Below are 17,821 nucleotides of genomic sequence, written 5' to 3'. Positions count from 1 at the left end.
TGGGTTTCCCTATATTGCTTTTTGCTTAAAAACAAATTATAGCAAAAAGCAGGGAAGATGACTAGCTACTATATTGTGGAAGTGTTTTCTGTTACGATACTAGTAATATAGTGGATTATTTTACAAAGGGAGGAAGGAAATTTGGAGTATAAAACGAGGGTTACTGAGTTGTTGGGAATCACATATCCAATTATCCAGGGTGGATTGGCTTATTTAGCTTATGCTGATTTAGCTGCTTCTGTATCAAATGCTGGTGGTCTAGGGCAAATAACAGCGATGAGTTTACAAGATCCTGAAGCTTTGAGAGCAGAAATACATAAAGTTCAGCAAAAAACTAGCGAACCCTTTGGTGTGAATTTTGCCATTGGCCAACATGGGAGACCTTTTGCTGATATGGTCCAGGTTGCTATAGATGAAAAAGTGCCAGTTATCTCCGTTACAGGTGGAAACCCAAAGCCAGTATTGGATATGGTGAAAAATTCCCCAATAAAAAAGCTAGTTCTTGTAGCCGCTAAACGGCAGGCTGTGAAGGCTGAAGAGTTAGGTGCAGATGCTGTTATGGTTGTCGGTCATGAAGGTGGTGGGCATTTAGGAAGAAGTGATATTGGGACTTTTGTGCTTACTCCTCAAGTGGTAGACAGTATCCAAATACCTGCAATAGCCTCAGGTGGCGTCGGAGATGGAAGAGGATTCATGGCTGCACTTGCTTTAGGGGCAGAAGGTGTTGAGATGGGAACTCGTTTTATTGCTACGAAAGAGTGTATTCATGCACATGCGTCCTATAAGCAGGACCTTATTGAGGGGGATGAGACCTCAACTGTCATTATAAAACGATCTTTAGGAACGCCAGCTCGAGCGTTAAAAAATAATTGGACCGAAGAAATTTTGAAACTGGAACAGGACGAGCCAGGGTTTGAAGTGTTAAAATCATTTATTAGTGGGGAAGCCAACCAACGTTATATCTACGAAGGTGATAATCAAAAAGGTTTTGGTTGGGCTGGTCAAATCACGGGAAGAATTGATGATATCCCTTCTGTTAAGGAATTAATGAATCGAATGATAAAAGAAGCGGATTGTATTCGCGAAACATGGTCGTAATGAAAGGAGTAAGAGGTATGAGTGAAGAGAATGCATACAATTATCCGTTAGATACAGAGCATTGGAGTACAGACGAGATCATTGATGTTGTTAATTTTTATAAGCTTGTTGAACAAGCCTATGAGAAAGGTGTTAAACAATATGATTTAATGCAGGCTTATACAAAATTCAAGCAAGTTGTCCCTTCAAAAAGTGAAGAGAAGAAACTTGGCTCACAGTTCGAAAAAGAATCAGGTTATTCCTTATATCAAATAGTGAAAGAAGCTCGAAATACTGATTCAAATGAGGTAATAAAAGTTTAATGATAAGAAAAAAATGCGCCTATTAAAAGGCGCATTTTTTATGAGGTTATCTATTATTTACTATTTACCGTTTTTTACTTTATCTGCTTTCTCACGTTCGTTTTTATTAAGAATCTTTTTACGTAAACGAACGTTTTGAGGGGTGACTTCGCAAAACTCATCATCATCTAGATATTGAAGTGCTTCTTCTAGAGTTAATTTACGAGTACTTTTAATGGAATTGGTTGTGTCCTTATTGGCAGAACGAACGTTTGTTAAGTGTTTTTCTTTCGTGATATTTACTGTTAAGTCATTATCACGGTTGTGTTCACCAACAATCATACCAGCATAAACTTCTGTAGTTGGTTCTACGAAAATAGTGCCTCGGTCTTCAAGTTGCATGATGCCATATGTGGTAGCTTTACCATTCTCAAGAGCAACAAGAACACCTTGACGACGTCCGCCAACAGTACCACCTAGTAGAGGTTCATAACCACTAAATGTGTGGTTGATAATTCCGTAACCGCGTGTTTGGGACATGAATTCAGTAGAATAACCAATCAAACCACGAGAAGGTACTTTGAATTCGATACGTACTTGTCCGTTTCCTTGGTTAATCATATCAAGCATTTCACCTTTACGATAGCCTAATGATTCCATGACAGTTCCAGTGTAATCTTCTGGAACGTCTACTTGTACATGCTCCATCGGCTCATGTTTTACTCCATCAATTTCTTTAATGATAACCTGTGGCTTAGAAAGCTGTAGTTCATAACCTTCACGGCGCATGTTTTCAATAAGGATGGAAAGGTGAAGTTCACCACGTCCGCTTACAACCCATTTATCAGGTGATTCTGTTTCTTCTACACGTAAGCTTACGTCTGTCTCTAATTGCGTACGAAGACGTTCTTCAATCTTACGTGCTGTAATGAATTCACCCTCTTTACCTGCAAATGGGCTGTTGTTTGTTAGGAACGTCATTTGTAGGGTAGGTTCATCAATTCGAGGAATCTCAAGAGCTTCTTGATTATTCACATCTGCAACTGTTTCACCTACGTTAATACCTTCAATACCTGAAATGGCTACGATATCTCCAGCTTTTGCTTCTTCAATTTCAATTCGTTTAAGTCCGATAAAACCAAATAATTTAGTAATACGGAAGTTTTGAACCGATCCATCTTTCTTCATAAGAGCAACTTGTTGGCCGACTTTCATACCACCTCGGAAAACACGTCCAACACCGATACGGCCTAGGAATTCGTTGTAATCTAATAACGTAATTTGGAATTGTAATGGGTCTTCCGTGTTATCAACTGGAGCTGGGATGGAATCAAGGATTGTGTTGAAAATTGGATCCATTGTTTCATTTTGCTCATCAGCTTCATAGCCTGAAGTTCCTTGTAATGCGGAAGCATAAACAACAGGGAATTCTAACTGGTCTTCGTCAGCACCTAGTTCAATAAATAAATCTAATACTTCATCGACCACTTCTTCAGGGCGGGCATTTGGGCGATCGATTTTATTTAAACAAACAACAGGAGTTAGTTTCTGTTCTAGTGCTTTTTTCAACACGAAACGCGTTTGAGGCATACAGCCTTCATATGCGTCTACTACTAACATAACGCCATCAACCATTTTCAAAATACGTTCAACTTCACCGCCGAAGTCCGCGTGACCAGGTGTATCTAAGATGTTCACTCGGGTATCGTTGTAATTGATTGCTGTATTTTTAGCTAAAATGGTAATACCACGTTCTTTTTCTAAGTCGTTGGAATCCATTGCGCGATCATCTACGTTTTCATTGTCACGGAATGTTCCAGAGTGGCGTAGCATCTGGTCGACTAAAGTTGTTTTCCCGTGGTCAACGTGCGCGATAATTGCAATGTTTCGTAGATCTTGTCTTACGTTCATTTGATATACTCTCCTCTATCAATTCAAATGGCGTTCTCGTTGAACTTAAATATTATAACATACATCATACCTCTAGTACGTTGTTTGCCTATTTAACCCTAACAAATTTACAAAACTTTAATCAAACATCGATTTTATAAATTAGTTAATTATCTGGTTTACTCAATTTCTTTTGTTAGACGATACAAGTATTCCAGCTTATGAAATATCTCTTCACATTTTTCAATAAACGCATCGTGATCTTGAAGAACCACATCGTGACGATCAATGTGAACTCCGCATAACAATTCTGCTTTTTTGACGTTTTGTAAACGATCTACAAGTCCTTCGAATTCTTCATCTGACAGATCCTTGTTAGGAATAGCTTCAGGTTTAGTATGGTCTTTGGACCAAACATAATCAGCTGGAATATAATCACGAACTTGTTTAAGATTTTGTTTAAGCACTTTAGCAAAATCTTGTTTTATCGGACTTTCATAGATAACTGCAAACCAGATAAATACATGACTTTCCCATAAGCCTATCTGAAAATGTGGTAATTTCTTATAGCCTTTTTTACTATTGGCTAAAGCAGCCCATGTATCATTTGGAGGGTTCGTTGTTCTACGAGCGTGCTTGGCCACATGTACAAACATTTCATCACCAGTAATAGATGTAAGGTATGGAGCTAATTCTTGAGCAGCAAATTCTAGTTTTGGTGATACATTCGACTTTAGGGCTTCCATTCGTTCCTCGAGTCCTGAAATGGTAAACACATCAAAATCCTTTTGAGTAAAGCCAGGGAAATGATTCATTATCAAAACTCCTTTCTGTGATCAGTACGAAAATAATTACAGGTTATCGTTATATTTTGACGTACGTTTTTTTATTGTTTTGGGTAGCTATCAAATTTTAACACATTTCTAGGAGAATACCCAATTTTCATGGATAGGTTTGAATATAGAGGGATTTGGATAAATAAAAGTAATAAAACATTTGTCAGGTTATTTGCTTCTAACATATATTACTACAAAGCTCTAAAAGGGAGTGACAAAATGAAGCGTGTCATGGATGCATTAAATGAAAGAAAGGTAATGGAGCGCATGCCAGTCCTGAAGATGGAAATTGATTATGAACTAATGAATCTACATGAGGCGATGGAACAAGATGATCAAGAAAAAATGAACATAACGAAAGATAAATTAGAAGCACTACGTTTAGAATGGATTACATTACAACAATAAGTGTCCAAGAACGAGCAATCATGCTCGTTCTTTTCTATGTTTAATATACTTTCATATGCGAAACCTATAAGTAGGTCGAAGTGAACTTAATTCTAATGTCTGATACACTTACACTATTGTATTTAATATGGAAAAGTTTACTTAATAAGAGTTCTATAGAAGTTAAGATGGTTTCATCAGATATGTCTTTTTCTAAAGAACAAAACGTTAATCTTGAATAAAAGGAGCACTATTGTATGAATGATCAGGAAAAGCAGCAAATATACCAACAAGCTAAAAGCTGGGTACTTGAAGCGGGGGAACGTATCCGAGCTAAGATGGACAAACCGATTGTAATTGAAACGAAATCGAGTCCTAATGACCTGGTTACAGAATTAGATCAAGAGACAGAGCGATTTTTTATTGAGCGAGTACGGGACCAATATCCTGATCATCAAGTATTAGGAGAAGAAGGTTTTGGAGATGATATTGATCATGTTCAAGGGACTGTATGGATTGTAGATCCTATAGATGGAACGATGAATTTTGTTCACCAGAAGCAACATTTTGCTATTTCAGTAGGTATCTATCAGGATGGGGTTGGAGAAATTGGTCTGATTTATGATGTGATGAAAGACTGTCTATATCATGCTAAGCGCGGGGAGGGTGCTTATAAAAACGATTCAAAGCTACCTTTGTTACCTGAAGACAGAAAGTTAGAACAATCAATTATTGGATTAAATCATTTCTGGTCCATCGATAATAAGCTAGTTCATAAAGAAGGATTGCAATCATTAATAAGAAAAGCAAGAGGGACGAGATCCTATGGTTCTGCAGCATTAGAGTTCGCTTTTGTTGCAGAAGGGATTGTAGATGCTTATGTCACGATGCAACTTTCTCCTTGGGATATAGCTGCAGGCGTAATTTTGGTTCAAGAGGTAGGAGGTATAACAACTCAAGCAGACGGAGAACCTATTACACTTCTTGATAAAAACTCAATCATTACCTGTAATTCAGCCATACATCAAGAAATTATTGATGAACATATTGAGTTGAAATCGTAAAGAATAGTTCAAACGAACCTGTAAATAGAAATAGCACACATGGCGCTAACCCGATTTGCGCTACTGTTGCAGCAGCCTTCATCAAATTCCTTCTTAGCAAATAGAGGAGACATTAACGAAACCCATGATTGCTTTCTATCATGGGTTTTAAAGAGTCATTTTGCTTTTTGTGGTAGAGTTTCATAGGTCAGTTTAATGTAACGTGAAAGGCGTTTACATCTATTGAAGCTTCCATAACCTATGATTGTTGTGAAAGTCTTTGTTTTCGCTTAATGGTAAAACCATATCCCATTACACTAAAACCAAGTAATAGAAAAAATATAGACCCTATTACAGAACGATAACCAATTGCTACTCCTACGAGCATAAAACAAAAAACGGCTAAAAGGGCTAATAGTAGGAATGGTACGTTAATTTTTTTCATATGTATCTCACCTCGTCTAAGATGTTTTGCATTTAAGTTTACAGTATTTTATTGGATTTGAAAAATGTCACTAATATAAGGGTAGCAGGAAGAAGAGAGATTTAGTATCATTAAAAAGAGATTTGATGTTGGAGAATTAGGAGGAACACCAATGAATCAAACAGAGGATATGATTCAAGTACCGAATGATTTATCATTTTTTGCGAAACTATTATTTAATGGACTAGGTGATGAATTAAATTTAAATAATGATAGTGAAGTGGCTATAGCAATCAGAGGGGTTATATTTCTCTATCTGATTATACTGTTTTTATCTATTCTTACCTATAAGTTAGGCTTTGCTAAGCAGCTACCTATACTAAAATCTGCTATAGTTTATGTAGTTCTTGCCGTAGGCTGCATGATACTTACATTCTTTGGTTTATCTTTACCAATTGCAGAAGGATTACTTATTTCATCTGTCGTATTAGGTATATATAGGTTTCGGTTACATCGGGAGCGTAAAGATCGCCCACAAAGTGAATAGGGGGTATGTGGATGCATTCCATGCAAGATATGGTTTATAATTGGCTATCAATTCAGACGGTTGCAAGTAAAAGGCCTGAAGATAAAGCGGCCCAAGAGACTAGGGATTTCTTTGAGGAAATGCTTGAAGAAAAGTATCAGATTAACGAAATGCAAGTGTCAAAGAAAGAAGAAATGTATCTTGTTCATTGCCAGACTATAACTGGAGCTAGAGAGTTTCGTTTCCCAATAGAATTAATTGATTGCATGAATGACACTATCCAAGAAGAACCTCATAAATTTCCAAACTATGAATAAAGGGAGACTCATTTTAAAGAGTCTCCCTTTTTATAAAATCAATAGCATTTTTGTATCAAATATTAAGATAGATGCTGTTCTTTTACAGGTTCACGATACAATTTGAAATTACCTGTAGATTTCCGAGCATTCGTCTTTTCTTCAATTCGATCATGGCAAGTTGAGCACATAAAGGTATGAATTCGTCTGTTTCTCATTCGTTTCGCTTGCAAGCAATTGCTATCGATTTTTTCGACAGAATCGCACAAAACACATTTTACTCGCATATTTCTCACCTCAATTTGTACCTTTGCCTATATATTGTAACATGTTTATGGACTGCCTTCGAATGTTTCTTTCACTACATCCATAAGTTAAGTGTAGAATGATTTCTTAGTAACAAGACAGATAGTCCATGTATAATCGATTTGATTTTTCTATTTTTAGGAGGGAGAAAGATGGCTAATCAAGTTGAGAAAAAGTTAAATGAAGTACAATATCAAACACTCCAGAGTGAACGCTACGTGCTCTTATCTACCATCGACTATGAAACAGCTACCCCTATGGTTAATGCAATTAGTTGGGTGTACGCTCCATCAGCATTTTGCATACGTTTTGCAATTGATAATCGGTCTAAAATCGTAGAAAACATAAGAAACCATCCCTATATTGTTATAACCCTAATTACTGATGACTCTACCTATGCGATAAAAGGAAAAGCTGTTATTGAAAAGGATAACATAGAAGGTGTTCCTTTAAAGCTTGCTATGATTGAACTGACAATAGAAGAAGTAAGAGATGTAATGTTTTATGGAGCAAAGATTGCAAATGCACCTGAATACGAAAAAACATATGATAATAGAGCTGCGGCCAAACTTGATAACCAAGTGATGAATGCTCTGAAAATTTAAGGTAAACTAGTTGTTTAGAATCGACCCTTTGTGGGAAAAGGATTACAAGTACAAACAAAGGGAGATGAAAATATGAAGAAACGTTTTATTTATTCTACTATTGGGGCAGTAAGTGCTGGAGCGGCAGCATTATTACTTAAAGATGAACAACGAAGAGAAAAAGTGAAACAAAAAGCTAAATCATTAACTGAATCAGTACAAGGATCATTAAAGAATGAACATAACAATGATTTACCAGTAGAAAAAGCAGGGGTACCTGAGTTTGACTCTATTGAAAACACAAAAATGGTCGATGAGGGATCTCAATTCGGGGTTCAATACTACAACGAAGTAAAAGATGATGAAGACCCAGAAGAAATTCAACGTAAACAAAATGCCTAAATCCTAATAAGGATTTAGGCATTTTGTTTATAGTAGTAAAGCAAGTCTATGATAAGCCTCTTGGTTGTATGGTTTTAGCGATTACAAACTAGAGCAAAGTGTTTACCTTTTTTTACCGACTTTTATAAAGTTTTTAGTTAATGTTAAGAGTTTGTAAAAGCAAGATAAGCTTATTCCTACAAGGTTCAATTTGTGATGAAAAGAACTAAACTACATACATATCAACTGATCCATATCTTGTAAAGGGGGTTATATTACCCGTTTTGGTAGACTAATCATTTATAATGATTGGATTGTTCATCTTCAATGTTATCAAGCTCTTGCTTCTGTTTTTTTGGAATAGTTTTTTTGTTCTGGTCAGGCTCTGATAGCTTTTGTTCAGGAACAGGAACTTCAGGCATATATCGACCTACAATTGCAGCTAGTTCATCTGTAATTCCTTGAACAGTCTGTCCTTCACGTACTTTACGTGCCATTTGTTTGATACGTTCATATCCATCAGCATCAGCTATAACAACAGCATTTTTACCATAAGGATCTTTTTTCATTGCTTCGGCTACTGAATATTTTATAGAACCTACACGCGAGCGATCTAAGTCTTTATCAACATCAATCGCTACAACTACATAAGGACCAGCTACTAATGATGTAGCATTGTTAACATCAGGCACTTCATTTGCGACCTTCGCTAAGTGATTAGCTTGCTCTCGATTATTTAGTTTTTGTTTTGGTACCGGATCGGAATCTTGGACCTCAACAATCGGCGATTCACTTTTTTGTTTGGGAAGGCTTTCTTCTTCTTGATTTTGACATGCAACTAGACCTAATAAAACAAATAGAGTTATGAGAAATCGCATCATATTTTCCTCCTTTATTTGTTCATATATTTTGAAGTTCGTCTAACTTTATACATTCTTGCATATAGTTTTATCAGGAAGCCTTGCCAAACTATGTAGACAAATTCTCAGGAGGCGGCTGAATGGACAAAATTTATGTCATAGATACAAATGTTCTGTTGCAAGATCCCAATTCCATTTATTCTTTCGAAAAACATGAAATCGTTATTCCAGCAGTGGTACTGGAAGAAGTGGATTCAAAAAAGCGAAACATGGATGAAATCGGCCGAAATGCTCGTGAAGTTTCAAGAATTATGGATAAACTTAGAGTTCAAGGGAAGCTTCACGATGGAGTGAAGTTAATCAGTGGAGGTACACTTAGGGTAGAACTCAATCACAAGTCTTTTTCCAAGCTTGAGGATGCTTTTGTAGAACGGACAAATGATAATCGGATATTAGCCGTGGCGCTGAATTTGCATTTAGAAGAAAAAGAAAAGGGTTCTGAGAAAGAAGTCACACTTGTTTCAAAAGATATGTTAATGCGGATTAAAGCCGATTCGATTGGATTAATTGCAGAGGATTTTCTTAGTGAGCGTGCAGTGAATGAAGACGCCATTTACAATGGTTTTAAAGAGCTTTATGTAAGTGAAGATGAAATTAACTTGTTCTTTCAAACAGGAGAGTTGGATTTGCAACAACAAGTTGCAGAAGCACTACATCCAAATGAGTTCATCATCCTTAAAAATAGGACAAATCCTTCACATTCTGCAATTGGCATGGTTCGTAATCAGGAAGGGTTGTTGCAAAAATGTCGCTTTCAAAACGAGCAAGCCTGGGGTATCCGTCCTAGAAACGCTCAACAAGTTATGGCATTAGAATTACTATTACGGAGAGATATACCGCTTGTAACGATTGCAGGTAAAGCAGGTACCGGAAAAACGTTACTAGCTTTAGCGGCAGGCTTGATGCAAATTGAAGATTTTGGGTTTTACAAAAAATTATTAGTTGCTCGTCCAGTGGTTCCTATGGGCAAAGATATAGGATATCTGCCAGGGGAGAAAGAAGAAAAGTTACGCCCTTGGATGCAACCCATTTATGACAATCTTGAGTATTTATTTGATGTAAAGAAACCAGGTGAATTAGATGAAATTCTTTCTGGTATAGGTTCCATACAAGTGGAAGCTCTTACATACATTAGGGGCAGAAGCATACCAGAACAGTTAATACTAATTGATGAAGCTCAAAATTTAACCAAGCACGAAGTGAAAACAATTCTGACTAGGATCGGAGAAGGTAGTAAGATTGTCCTTCTAGGGGACCCTCATCAAATCGATCATCCGTATTTGGATGAATACAATAACGGTCTCATTCATGTAGTGGAAAAGTTTAAAGATCAGAAATTAAGTGGTCATGTAAAACTTGTGAAAGGAGAGCGATCTCCTTTAGCACAACTTGCAGCGGATTTCTTGTAATGTATTGATTGTTTGGAATGGAGGGGTGTGTTTCTCCTACCGATACTAAAAATAAAAAAAACGCAAGGATGGTTCAATTTTGAACTCCCTTGCGTTTTTTTATATATTTCATTATCCAAATTAAGAAGCATAATCTTGAAACTTGAAATCGGGATAAATTTGGTAATCCCGAAAGAGGGATGTTTCCGTAGATTTAGGCCGTGGGTCCGATAGCTATTACCCGTCTGGGGGGGTGAAGGGGAACTACGAGACTCCCGAGGTTGGGTGAGACCCCGGAGGGAGCAAAGCGACTGAGAAGGCTCACCAGCTCGCCTGCAGGAAAGCGAGTTGCTTCACCGTAACCCCCTTCCACTTTTCAAGTATCGGACCCATCACCTTTTGAATATATCTTGAATCCAATTCTTCAAGGTAATGGGGCGATTATAGAATAACAAAAAAGAGCTTGGACGATTCCAAGCTCTTTTATCAATTATGAAGGTATTTTACACAAATCAATAATCAAATATGTTTACTCTACGACTACTTTCTGTATCCCTTTAAGAGGAGTCTGCTTGTTTGACCCATCCATATAGTATAAATGAACAGGGCCTTGTTCTTGAATGGGTTTGCCGTCTTGGGCAAACAATAATAGTGATTGTTTTAGATCATGTACACTAATCTGAACTGGACCATCTATCGTTTCCAATGTAACAATACTTGCGTTATCCTTTAATTGAGCGTGTTCCAAAAAGTGGTGGATAGGCATTACATATGTTCCTTCAAGTATTTTCTTTTTATCAAATGTGGAAATACTTTTATTAACTGGGGGATCTAATTTTTGTTGATAAATTTCTCTATCCCAGATTTGTGCGGCTTTTCGAAGATCATCTTCTTCATTGTCTTTTAGAGTTTCAGTAGATGTGAACGCTTCCGAAAAATCGATTTTTCGATCATCAAAAATCCAAACGGTGGGGTCTAGCGTAATTGTATAATGAACATTTCCAGTTATTTGAATAACCAATAATATGGCACCCTTCCTATGTAAAAGATTCTTTTCCTAGTATATCGAATATTTTCCACTCATGCATTAAAGGAGGCATAATCTTGCGAAAAAAAGTGAACCAACATCAACTAGAGGGATGGATTAACCATGTTCATTCATTTACTCATTTAGGTAAAGTACCAGATTATATTCCAGCATTAGCGAAACAAAACCCTGAGAATATTGCGATTAGCATTGTTCATCTGAATGGTGAATGTATAAAGGCGGGAAATCTTGAACATACGTTTACCTTACAAAGTATTTCAAAGGTTATATCACTAGCATTGGCATTGATGGATCAAGGAGAAGATTACGTATTTTCAAAAGTAGGAATGGAGCCAACAGGTGATCCGTTTCATTCTATAGCAAAATTAGAAACATCCAATCCTTCAAAACCATTAAATCCCATGATAAATGCAGGAGCCTTAGCTGTTACCGATATGATAGAAGGATCGTCGCCCGATCAAAAAGTTGGACGTTTGCTAGCCTTCGTACATGAATTATCAGGTGACAATACAATAACGTATAATGAAGAAGTCGCTTCATCGGAATTTGAAACAGCTTATTTAAATCGGTCTTTAAGTTTCTTTATGAAGCAAACAGGTGTTGTAGAAGGCAGTGTAGAAGAACTTCTGGATACTTATACGAAACAATGTGCAATTGGGGTTAACATTCAGCAATTGGCTCGAATAGGAGCTGTGTTTGCCAATGAAGGAATGGACTTAGATACGGGTAGACAAATTATACCTCAACACTATGCTCGGATTTGCAAGACATTCATGGTTACGTGTGGAATGTATGATGCATCAGGATCATTTGCTATACGCGTTGGAATTCCTGCGAAAAGTGGAGTTTCTGGGGCAATAATGGGGGCACATAAAGATTTAGGTGGGATTGCTGTATTTGGACCAGCTCTTGACGAAAAAGGGAATAGCGTAGTAGGTATGCATCTATTAGAAATGTTAGCGAATCGAGAAGACCTATTTATTTTCTAAATGATCTCTTTTCCATTCAGGAAACAGTTTTATATAAGTCTCTAAGATGTGCAAAAAGCATATCTTTGCTTGCATTTTTCTTTGTGAGACGCTAATATAAATACAAGAAAGTCTGTTTTAATCGGAGGGGATTAACGTGTCATCTGAAGTAGCGGTTGATCATCGCCAACAAGCATATGCCCTTCTTAAGGCCGATGCTGAAAAAATTGCAAGACTCATTAGAGTTCAGATGGATAATCTAACCATGCCGCAATGCCCTCTATATGAAGAGGTTCTCGATACACAAATGTTCGGTTTATCTCGAGAAATAGATTTTGCGGTTCGTTTAAATTTAATTAACGAAGAAGACGGCAAAAAACTTCTCGAGAATTTAGAGCAAGAAATGAATGCTTTACACGAAGCTTCACAAAATTCGTGATTTTCAAACTCAAATTACACCACGTGGTGATAATTTGAGTTTTTTTGCTTTATGAAGACTCACTTTCAAAATCAGGAAAAGAGACAAACACAAGGGAATAGACTCAATAACATTGTTTTCTAACTAAAAGTGACGATGTACTGACTTAATTGGAATTTACTTTTCGAACGGTTATATATAAAAAGTAAAATATTTTTGAAAAAAAAGCAGGAGAATGCTTCTTTCATCTAGTAAAAATTAATACAGTAGAAAAACGCTTGTGAAAAGTGTCGATAAGTGTTCCACATACAGCAGAGAAAATACATAAATAAGAGTATCACCACTACCGATATTCTTACATAAGGATGGACGTTATGAAAAAAATATTTAAAAATTTTGATTTCACATTAATATTTGCCCCATTAGTACTCACTGCTTTTGGTGTAATTATGATCTATAGTGCTTCGATGGTTTATGGGGTTGTGAAGTTTGATGTTCCAAGCACATATTACTTAACAAAGCAAATTCAGTGGGTTGTTTTAGGATTAATAGCATTTGTTATCACCATGTTTTTTCCTTATCAAAAGTATCAAAAGTTGATGCCGTTAATTATTTTTTTTGTATTATCAACCCTAGTCTTAGTGTTAATTGTGGGAAGTAACAAGGGGAATGCAAATTCATGGTTTGATTTTGGGCCAGTTAGTTTCCAACCTGCTGAAGCAGCAAAGATTGGGTTAATCATGTACTTAGCTTCTGTTTTATCCAAGAAGCAAGCTTATATTCAGGATTTTACAAAAGCCGTTTTGCCACCTATTGCTTTGACAATTGCAATATTAGCGCTTATTGGTATCCAACCAGATATAGGTACAGCGGCAATTATCTTTTTAATGGCATGTGCTGTAATTATTAGTTCTGGTATTCGTTTTCGTCATATTTTTCTGTTAGGCATTACAGGAGCGATTTGTATTATTTTAGCACTTCCAAAAATGACTTCAGATGAACGAATAGCGAGGTTCACTGGTGCCTATCAGCCTTTCCAACTTCCAGAATCAGATGGTTATCATCTAATTCAATCCTACATAGCTATTGGTACTGGCGGATTAACGGGTGAGGGCTTAGGACAAAGTGTGCAGAAATTAGGATATCTATTAGAGCCACACACTGATTTTATTATGGCCGTTGTTGCTGAGGAGCTTGGTGTACTAGGAGTGCTAATTACTCTTGGACTTATGGCATTAATAGTATTGCGTGGACTATATGTAGCACGAAAATGTAAAGATGGTTTCGGTAGTTTATTAGCTATTGGGATCTCTTCCATGATAGGAATCCAAGCGTTTATTAATTTAGGAGCAATTAGTGGGATTTTACCAATCACAGGTGTTCCATTGCCATTTGTAAGTTATGGAGGGTCCTCATTAATTGTTCTATTAGCTTCGATGGGAATTTTGAATAACGTTGCAAAACAGGCAAAGCTTCAGGAAGATTATACATTTACGAAGCAAGCCGTTGATGAAGATATGGAAAATCGAAAGACAACGACAAATAGTGCAACACAACCTAAAGGAGGACAACCATGGGTGAATACCAAAAGATCAATAAGGTCTTAGTAGCAAATCGTGGTGAAATTGCAATCCGTGTATTTCGAGCATGTACAGAGTTGAACATTCGAACTGTTGCTATTTATTCAAAAGAGGATAGTGGTTCCTACCATCGTTACAAAGCAGATGAAGCATATTTAATTGGTGAAGGAAAGAAGCCTATTGATGCTTACCTTGATATTGAAGGAATTATTGAAACCGCTAAAAGTGTCGGCGTTGATGCGATACATCCAGGATATGGTTTTTTATCAGAAAATATTCATTTTGCGAAGCGTTGTGAAGATGAAGGCATTACGTTTATCGGTCCGACAAGTACCCATTTACATATGTTTGGCGATAAAGTAAAAGCAAGATATCAAGCTATAGAAGCTGATATACCTGTTATTCCTGGTACTGATGGACCTGTTTCGGGATTAGAAGAAGTACGAGAGTTTGGGCAAAAACATGGCTTTCCTATCATTATTAAGGCCTCACTTGGTGGTGGAGGCCGTGGGATGAGAATCGTTCGAAGTGAGGATACACTAAGTGATTCTTATGATCGAGCTAAATCCGAGGCAAAAGCAGCATTTGGTAGCGATGAAGTTTATGTAGAAAAACTTGTAGAAAATCCAAAACACATAGAAGTTCAAATTTTGGGAGATGTAGATGGGAATATCGTACATCTTTATGAACGTGATTGTTCCGTTCAGCGACGCCACCAAAAAGTTGTAGAGGTTGCACCAAGTGTATCTCTACCAAATGGGTTAAGAGAGAAGATTTGTGATTCAGCCGTACAACTTATGAAGAATGTTCAGTATATAAATGCGGGTACAGTGGAATTTCTCGTCTCAGGTGATGAATTCTTCTTTATTGAGGTGAATCCTCGTGTTCAGGTTGAACATACCATAACCGAATTAATTACAGGTATTGATATTGTTCAAACTCAAATCATGATTGCAGAAGGATATAACTTATTTGAACAACCGATAGGTATTCCAGTACAAACTGATATAAAAACACATGGTTATGCTATCCAATCTCGTGTAACGACAGAGGATCCTTTGAATAATTTCATGCCCGATACAGGTAAAATTATGGCATATCGTACTGGTGGCGGATTTGGAGTACGATTAGACGCTGGAAATGGGTTTCAAGGGGCTGTTATTTCTCCACACTATGATTCATTATTAGTTAAAGTTTCAACATGGGCACTTAGTTTTGAACAGGCAGCTAATAAGATGGTACGAAACTTAAAGGAATTTCGAATTCGTGGTATTAAAACCAACATACCTTTTCTTGAAAACGTTATCTTGCATTCGAAATTTTTAAATGGTGAATATGACACTACTTTTATTGATCAATCACCTGAACTATTTGTATTTCCTAAGCGTAAAGATCGTGGTACGAAAATGCTCTCTTATATTGCTTCTACTACGGTAAATGGCTTCCAAGGGACTGAAAAAAAGAAAAAGCCTGCACTGCATAAACCAAGGATGCCTGATGTGAAACCTTATACAGAAATTCCAAGAGGAACAAAACAAATGCTAGATGAGCAAGGACCAGAAGCTGTAGCGAATTGGTTGAAAGCACAAGACCGTGTACTCTATACAGACACCACATTTCGTGATGCCCACCAGTCGTTGCTCGCTACACGCATTCGCTCTAAAGATTTAGAACATATTGCTGAGCCAACTGCAAAGCTTCTTCCTGAACTTTTTTCAGTTGAAATGTGGGGAGGCGCTACATTTGATGTTTCCTATCGTTTCTTAAAAGAAGATCCATGGCAGCGTTTAATTCATATGAGAGACAAAATGCCAAATGTTTTATTCCAAATGCTCTTACGGGCTAGTAACGCGGTAGGATATAAAAACTATCCAGACAACCTTATTCGTGAATTTGTTGAAAAGAGTAGTCAAGCAGGAATAGACGTTTTCCGCATCTTTGATAGTTTAAATTGGGTAAAGGGTATGACCTTAGCTATCGAAGCTGTTCGAAACAACGATAAGATTGCAGAAGCATCTATGTGTTACACAGGAGATATTCTAGACCCTTCCAAAACAAAGTACGATTTGAATTACTATGTGAACTTGGCAAAAGAACTTGAAAATGCAGGATCACATATATTAGGCATTAAAGATATGGCAGGATTGCTTAAACCTGAAGCTGCCTATCAATTAATATCATCCCTAAAAGAATCGGTGGATATTCCAATTCATCTTCATACACACGATACAAGCGGAAACGGAATATTCACATATGCAAGGGCCATAGAAGCGGGTGTAGATGCAGTAGATGTGGCAGCTAGTTCAATGGCTGGTTTAACGTCACAACCTAGCGCTACAAGCCTTTATCATGCACTTGAAGGCAACAAACGACAACCGAATATTAATGTTAATGCATATGAGGATTTAGGGTTATATTGGCATGATATTCGAAAGTATTACCAGGATTTCGAAAGTGGAATGATGGCACCGAATTCAGAGGTGTATGATCACGAAATGCCCGGAGGTCAATATAGTAACTTGCAACAACAGGCTAAAGCTGTTGGTTTGGAAGAGAGATGGGATGAAGTCAAAAAAATGTATCGACGTGTCAATGATATGTTTGGAGACCTCGTTAAAGTTACTCCTTCTTCAAAAGTTGTTGGAGATATGGCCTTATTTATGGTTCAGAATAACTTAAATGAAGATGACATTTATGAGCAAGGAGAATCTATTGACTTTCCTGATTCGGTTATCGAATTTTTTGAAGGGTACCTTGGACAACCATATCAAGGGTTTCCCCAAGAATTACAACGCATCATACTTAAAGGGAGAAATCCCATTACTAGACGCCCGGGAGAGCTTCTTGACCCTGTGGATTTCAAAGATTTAAAAGAAACTTTGTTTCATAAGCTAGACAGACAAATCACTAGTTTTGACATGATTACTTACGCTCTCTATCCAAAAGTATTTATGGATTATCATCAATTCTATGAGCAGTATGGTGATATGTCAGTACTTGATACTTTAACGTTCTTTTATGGAATGCGCTTAGGTGAGGAAATTGATATCGAAATTGAACAAGGTAAAACTTTAATAGTAAAACTAGTATCCATTGGTGAACCTCAGGCAGATGGCACTCGTGTTGTATATTTCGAATTAAATGGTCAACCTAGAGAGATTGTTGTAAAAGATGATAGTATTAAATCTGCAGTGGAGGAAAGACCAAAAGCGGATAAAGATAATGATAAGCACATTGGTGCAACGATGCCTGGGACAGTGATAAAGGTAATCGCTGAGAAAGGAGAAAAAGTAAATAAAGGTGATCACATCATGATTACGGAAGCTATGAAGATGGAAACCACTGTACAAGCGCCATTTGAGGGTAAAATAAAAGATATTTACGTGAATAATGGAGGAGCTATACATGTAGGTGACTTATTAGTTGAATTTGAGTGATGTATGAGGT

The 17,821-nt window shown here is 37.0% G+C and carries 19 protein-coding genes; 13 read left to right on the top strand and 6 right to left on the bottom strand.

What is annotated here, in order from left to right; translation table 11 throughout:
* Positions 1–141 precede the first annotated feature (141 nt).
* Positions 142–1,098 carry an NAD(P)H-dependent flavin oxidoreductase gene (locus GLW08_RS02315; protein ID WP_160846967.1) on the top strand — a complete coding sequence of 319 codons (957 nt, stop codon included), beginning with the start codon at positions 142–144 and terminating at the stop codon, positions 1,096–1,098.
* A gap of 17 nt (positions 1,099–1,115) precedes the next feature.
* Complete coding sequence (locus GLW08_RS02310) at positions 1,116–1,400, top strand: UPF0223 family protein (protein WP_160846966.1); 285 nt, start codon at positions 1,116–1,118, stop codon at positions 1,398–1,400.
* A gap of 60 nt (positions 1,401–1,460) precedes the next feature.
* Here the strand turns inward: GLW08_RS02310 and typA are convergent, their stop codons facing one another.
* Positions 1,461–3,290 (bottom strand): translational GTPase TypA, encoded by a 1,830-nt coding sequence (gene typA, locus GLW08_RS02305; RefSeq protein ID WP_160846965.1) that lies wholly within the window; start codon positions 3,288–3,290, stop codon positions 1,461–1,463.
* 158 nt (positions 3,291–3,448) lie between these two features.
* Positions 3,449–4,084, bottom strand: a complete 636-nt coding sequence (locus tag GLW08_RS02300; protein WP_160846964.1) for a YktB family protein — start codon at positions 4,082–4,084, stop codon at positions 3,449–3,451.
* A gap of 240 nt (positions 4,085–4,324) precedes the next feature.
* Between GLW08_RS02300 and GLW08_RS02295 the strand changes: the two genes are divergently transcribed.
* Positions 4,325–4,513, top strand: coding sequence for a hypothetical protein (locus GLW08_RS02295; RefSeq protein WP_160846963.1), 189 nt, complete (start codon positions 4,325–4,327; stop codon positions 4,511–4,513).
* 236 nt (positions 4,514–4,749) lie between these two features.
* The gene (locus GLW08_RS02290; protein ID WP_160846962.1) at positions 4,750–5,556 is read left to right on the top strand and encodes an inositol monophosphatase family protein; all 807 of its coding nucleotides are present in this window, start codon (positions 4,750–4,752) and stop codon (positions 5,554–5,556) included.
* Positions 5,557–5,794: 238 nt separating this feature from the next.
* Here GLW08_RS02290 and GLW08_RS02285 read toward each other — a convergent pair whose 3' ends face one another.
* Complete coding sequence (locus GLW08_RS02285; RefSeq protein ID WP_160846961.1) at positions 5,795–5,980, bottom strand: DUF5325 family protein; 186 nt, start codon at positions 5,978–5,980, stop codon at positions 5,795–5,797.
* 151 nt (positions 5,981–6,131) lie between these two features.
* Here GLW08_RS02285 and GLW08_RS02280 point away from each other — a divergent pair, with 151 nt between their 5' ends.
* Positions 6,132–6,506 carry a YlaH-like family protein gene (locus GLW08_RS02280; protein WP_237458257.1) on the top strand — a complete coding sequence of 125 codons (375 nt, stop codon included), beginning with the start codon at positions 6,132–6,134 and terminating at the stop codon, positions 6,504–6,506.
* 11 nt (positions 6,507–6,517) lie between these two features.
* Positions 6,518–6,802 (top strand): hypothetical protein, encoded by a 285-nt coding sequence (locus GLW08_RS02275; RefSeq protein ID WP_160846960.1) that lies wholly within the window; start codon positions 6,518–6,520, stop codon positions 6,800–6,802.
* A 62-nt stretch (positions 6,803–6,864) separates the two neighbouring features.
* Here the strand turns inward: GLW08_RS02275 and GLW08_RS02270 are convergent, their stop codons facing one another.
* Positions 6,865–7,068 carry a YlaI family protein gene (locus GLW08_RS02270; RefSeq protein ID WP_160846959.1) on the bottom strand — a complete coding sequence of 68 codons (204 nt, stop codon included), beginning with the start codon at positions 7,066–7,068 and terminating at the stop codon, positions 6,865–6,867.
* A 171-nt stretch (positions 7,069–7,239) separates the two neighbouring features.
* On the opposite strand from GLW08_RS02270, the gene GLW08_RS02265 reads away from it, so the two are divergent.
* Both GLW08_RS02265 and GLW08_RS02260 read left to right on the top strand, forming a co-directional pair.
* The gene (locus GLW08_RS02265; RefSeq protein ID WP_160846958.1) at positions 7,240–7,692 is read left to right on the top strand and encodes a pyridoxamine 5'-phosphate oxidase family protein; all 453 of its coding nucleotides are present in this window, start codon (positions 7,240–7,242) and stop codon (positions 7,690–7,692) included.
* Between the two features lie 72 nt (positions 7,693–7,764).
* Complete coding sequence (locus GLW08_RS02260; protein WP_160846957.1) at positions 7,765–8,073, top strand: hypothetical protein; 309 nt, start codon at positions 7,765–7,767, stop codon at positions 8,071–8,073.
* Positions 8,074–8,348: 275 nt separating this feature from the next.
* Here the strand turns inward: GLW08_RS02260 and GLW08_RS02255 are convergent, their stop codons facing one another.
* Positions 8,349–8,933, bottom strand: a complete 585-nt coding sequence (locus tag GLW08_RS02255) for a YhcN/YlaJ family sporulation lipoprotein (RefSeq protein WP_237458256.1) — start codon at positions 8,931–8,933, stop codon at positions 8,349–8,351.
* Positions 8,934–9,052: 119 nt separating this feature from the next.
* Between GLW08_RS02255 and GLW08_RS02250 the strand changes: the two genes are divergently transcribed.
* On the top strand, positions 9,053–10,381 hold the full coding sequence (locus GLW08_RS02250) for a PhoH family protein (RefSeq protein WP_160846956.1): 1,329 nt from the start codon (positions 9,053–9,055) through the stop codon (positions 10,379–10,381).
* A 508-nt stretch (positions 10,382–10,889) separates the two neighbouring features.
* Here the strand turns inward: GLW08_RS02250 and GLW08_RS02245 are convergent.
* Positions 10,890–11,381: a hypothetical protein gene (locus GLW08_RS02245; protein ID WP_160846955.1), complete on the bottom strand. Its 492-nt coding sequence runs from the start codon at positions 11,379–11,381 to the stop codon at positions 10,890–10,892.
* Between the two features lie 83 nt (positions 11,382–11,464).
* Here GLW08_RS02245 and glsA point away from each other — a divergent pair, with 83 nt between their 5' ends.
* The 4 genes from glsA to pyc all read left to right on the top strand — a co-directional run bounded on the left by glsA (position 11,465) and on the right by pyc (position 17,811).
* Complete coding sequence (gene glsA, locus GLW08_RS02240; RefSeq protein ID WP_160846954.1) at positions 11,465–12,397, top strand: glutaminase A; 933 nt, start codon at positions 11,465–11,467, stop codon at positions 12,395–12,397.
* Positions 12,398–12,533: 136 nt separating this feature from the next.
* Entirely contained in the window at positions 12,534–12,815 is a 282-nt protein-coding gene (locus GLW08_RS02235) for a DUF1507 family protein (RefSeq protein WP_160846953.1), read from the top strand.
* Between the two features lie 353 nt (positions 12,816–13,168).
* Positions 13,169–14,401: an FtsW/RodA/SpoVE family cell cycle protein gene (locus tag GLW08_RS02230; RefSeq protein ID WP_160846952.1), complete on the top strand. Its 1,233-nt coding sequence runs from the start codon at positions 13,169–13,171 to the stop codon at positions 14,399–14,401.
* A complete protein-coding gene (gene pyc, locus GLW08_RS02225; protein WP_160846951.1) occupies positions 14,368–17,811 on the top strand; it encodes a pyruvate carboxylase in 3,444 nt (1,147 codons plus the stop codon). The genes GLW08_RS02230 and pyc overlap by 34 nt, the downstream gene beginning before the upstream one ends.
* The last annotated feature ends 10 nt before the right edge of the window (positions 17,812–17,821 follow it).

The organism is Pontibacillus yanchengensis (assembly GCF_009856295.1).
In the GTDB taxonomy this organism is placed as follows: domain Bacteria; phylum Bacillota; class Bacilli; order Bacillales; family BH030062; genus Pontibacillus; species Pontibacillus yanchengensis_A.
This window is presented reverse-complemented; position numbering and strand designations above follow the sequence as displayed.

What these genes read in the sequence shown, in the direction of transcription:
- GLW08_RS02250 (WP_160846956.1), top strand. Translation starts at nt 9,053, where the DNA reads ATGGACAAAATTTATGTCATAGATACAAATGTTCTGTTGCAAGATCCC.
- GLW08_RS02290 (WP_160846962.1), top strand. Translation starts at nt 4,750, where the DNA reads ATGAATGATCAGGAAAAGCAGCAAATATACCAACAAGCTAAAAGCTGG.
- typA (WP_160846965.1), bottom strand. Translation starts at nt 3,290, where the DNA reads ATGAACGTAAGACAAGATCTACGAAACATTGCAATTATCGCGCACGTT.
- GLW08_RS02285 (WP_160846961.1), bottom strand. Translation starts at nt 5,980, where the DNA reads ATGAAAAAAATTAACGTACCATTCCTACTATTAGCCCTTTTAGCCGTT.
- pyc (WP_160846951.1), top strand. Translation starts at nt 14,368, where the DNA reads ATGGGTGAATACCAAAAGATCAATAAGGTCTTAGTAGCAAATCGTGGT.
- GLW08_RS02310 (WP_160846966.1), top strand. Translation starts at nt 1,116, where the DNA reads ATGAGTGAAGAGAATGCATACAATTATCCGTTAGATACAGAGCATTGG.
- GLW08_RS02260 (WP_160846957.1), top strand. Translation starts at nt 7,765, where the DNA reads ATGAAGAAACGTTTTATTTATTCTACTATTGGGGCAGTAAGTGCTGGA.
- GLW08_RS02295 (WP_160846963.1), top strand. Translation starts at nt 4,325, where the DNA reads ATGAAGCGTGTCATGGATGCATTAAATGAAAGAAAGGTAATGGAGCGC.
- GLW08_RS02265 (WP_160846958.1), top strand. Translation starts at nt 7,240, where the DNA reads ATGGCTAATCAAGTTGAGAAAAAGTTAAATGAAGTACAATATCAAACA.
- GLW08_RS02270 (WP_160846959.1), bottom strand. Translation starts at nt 7,068, where the DNA reads ATGCGAGTAAAATGTGTTTTGTGCGATTCTGTCGAAAAAATCGATAGC.
- GLW08_RS02255 (WP_237458256.1), bottom strand. Translation starts at nt 8,933, where the DNA reads ATGATGCGATTTCTCATAACTCTATTTGTTTTATTAGGTCTAGTTGCA.
- GLW08_RS02280 (WP_237458257.1), top strand. Translation starts at nt 6,132, where the DNA reads ATGAATCAAACAGAGGATATGATTCAAGTACCGAATGATTTATCATTT.
- GLW08_RS02275 (WP_160846960.1), top strand. Translation starts at nt 6,518, where the DNA reads ATGCATTCCATGCAAGATATGGTTTATAATTGGCTATCAATTCAGACG.
- GLW08_RS02300 (WP_160846964.1), bottom strand. Translation starts at nt 4,084, where the DNA reads ATGAATCATTTCCCTGGCTTTACTCAAAAGGATTTTGATGTGTTTACC.
- GLW08_RS02230 (WP_160846952.1), top strand. Translation starts at nt 13,169, where the DNA reads ATGAAAAAAATATTTAAAAATTTTGATTTCACATTAATATTTGCCCCA.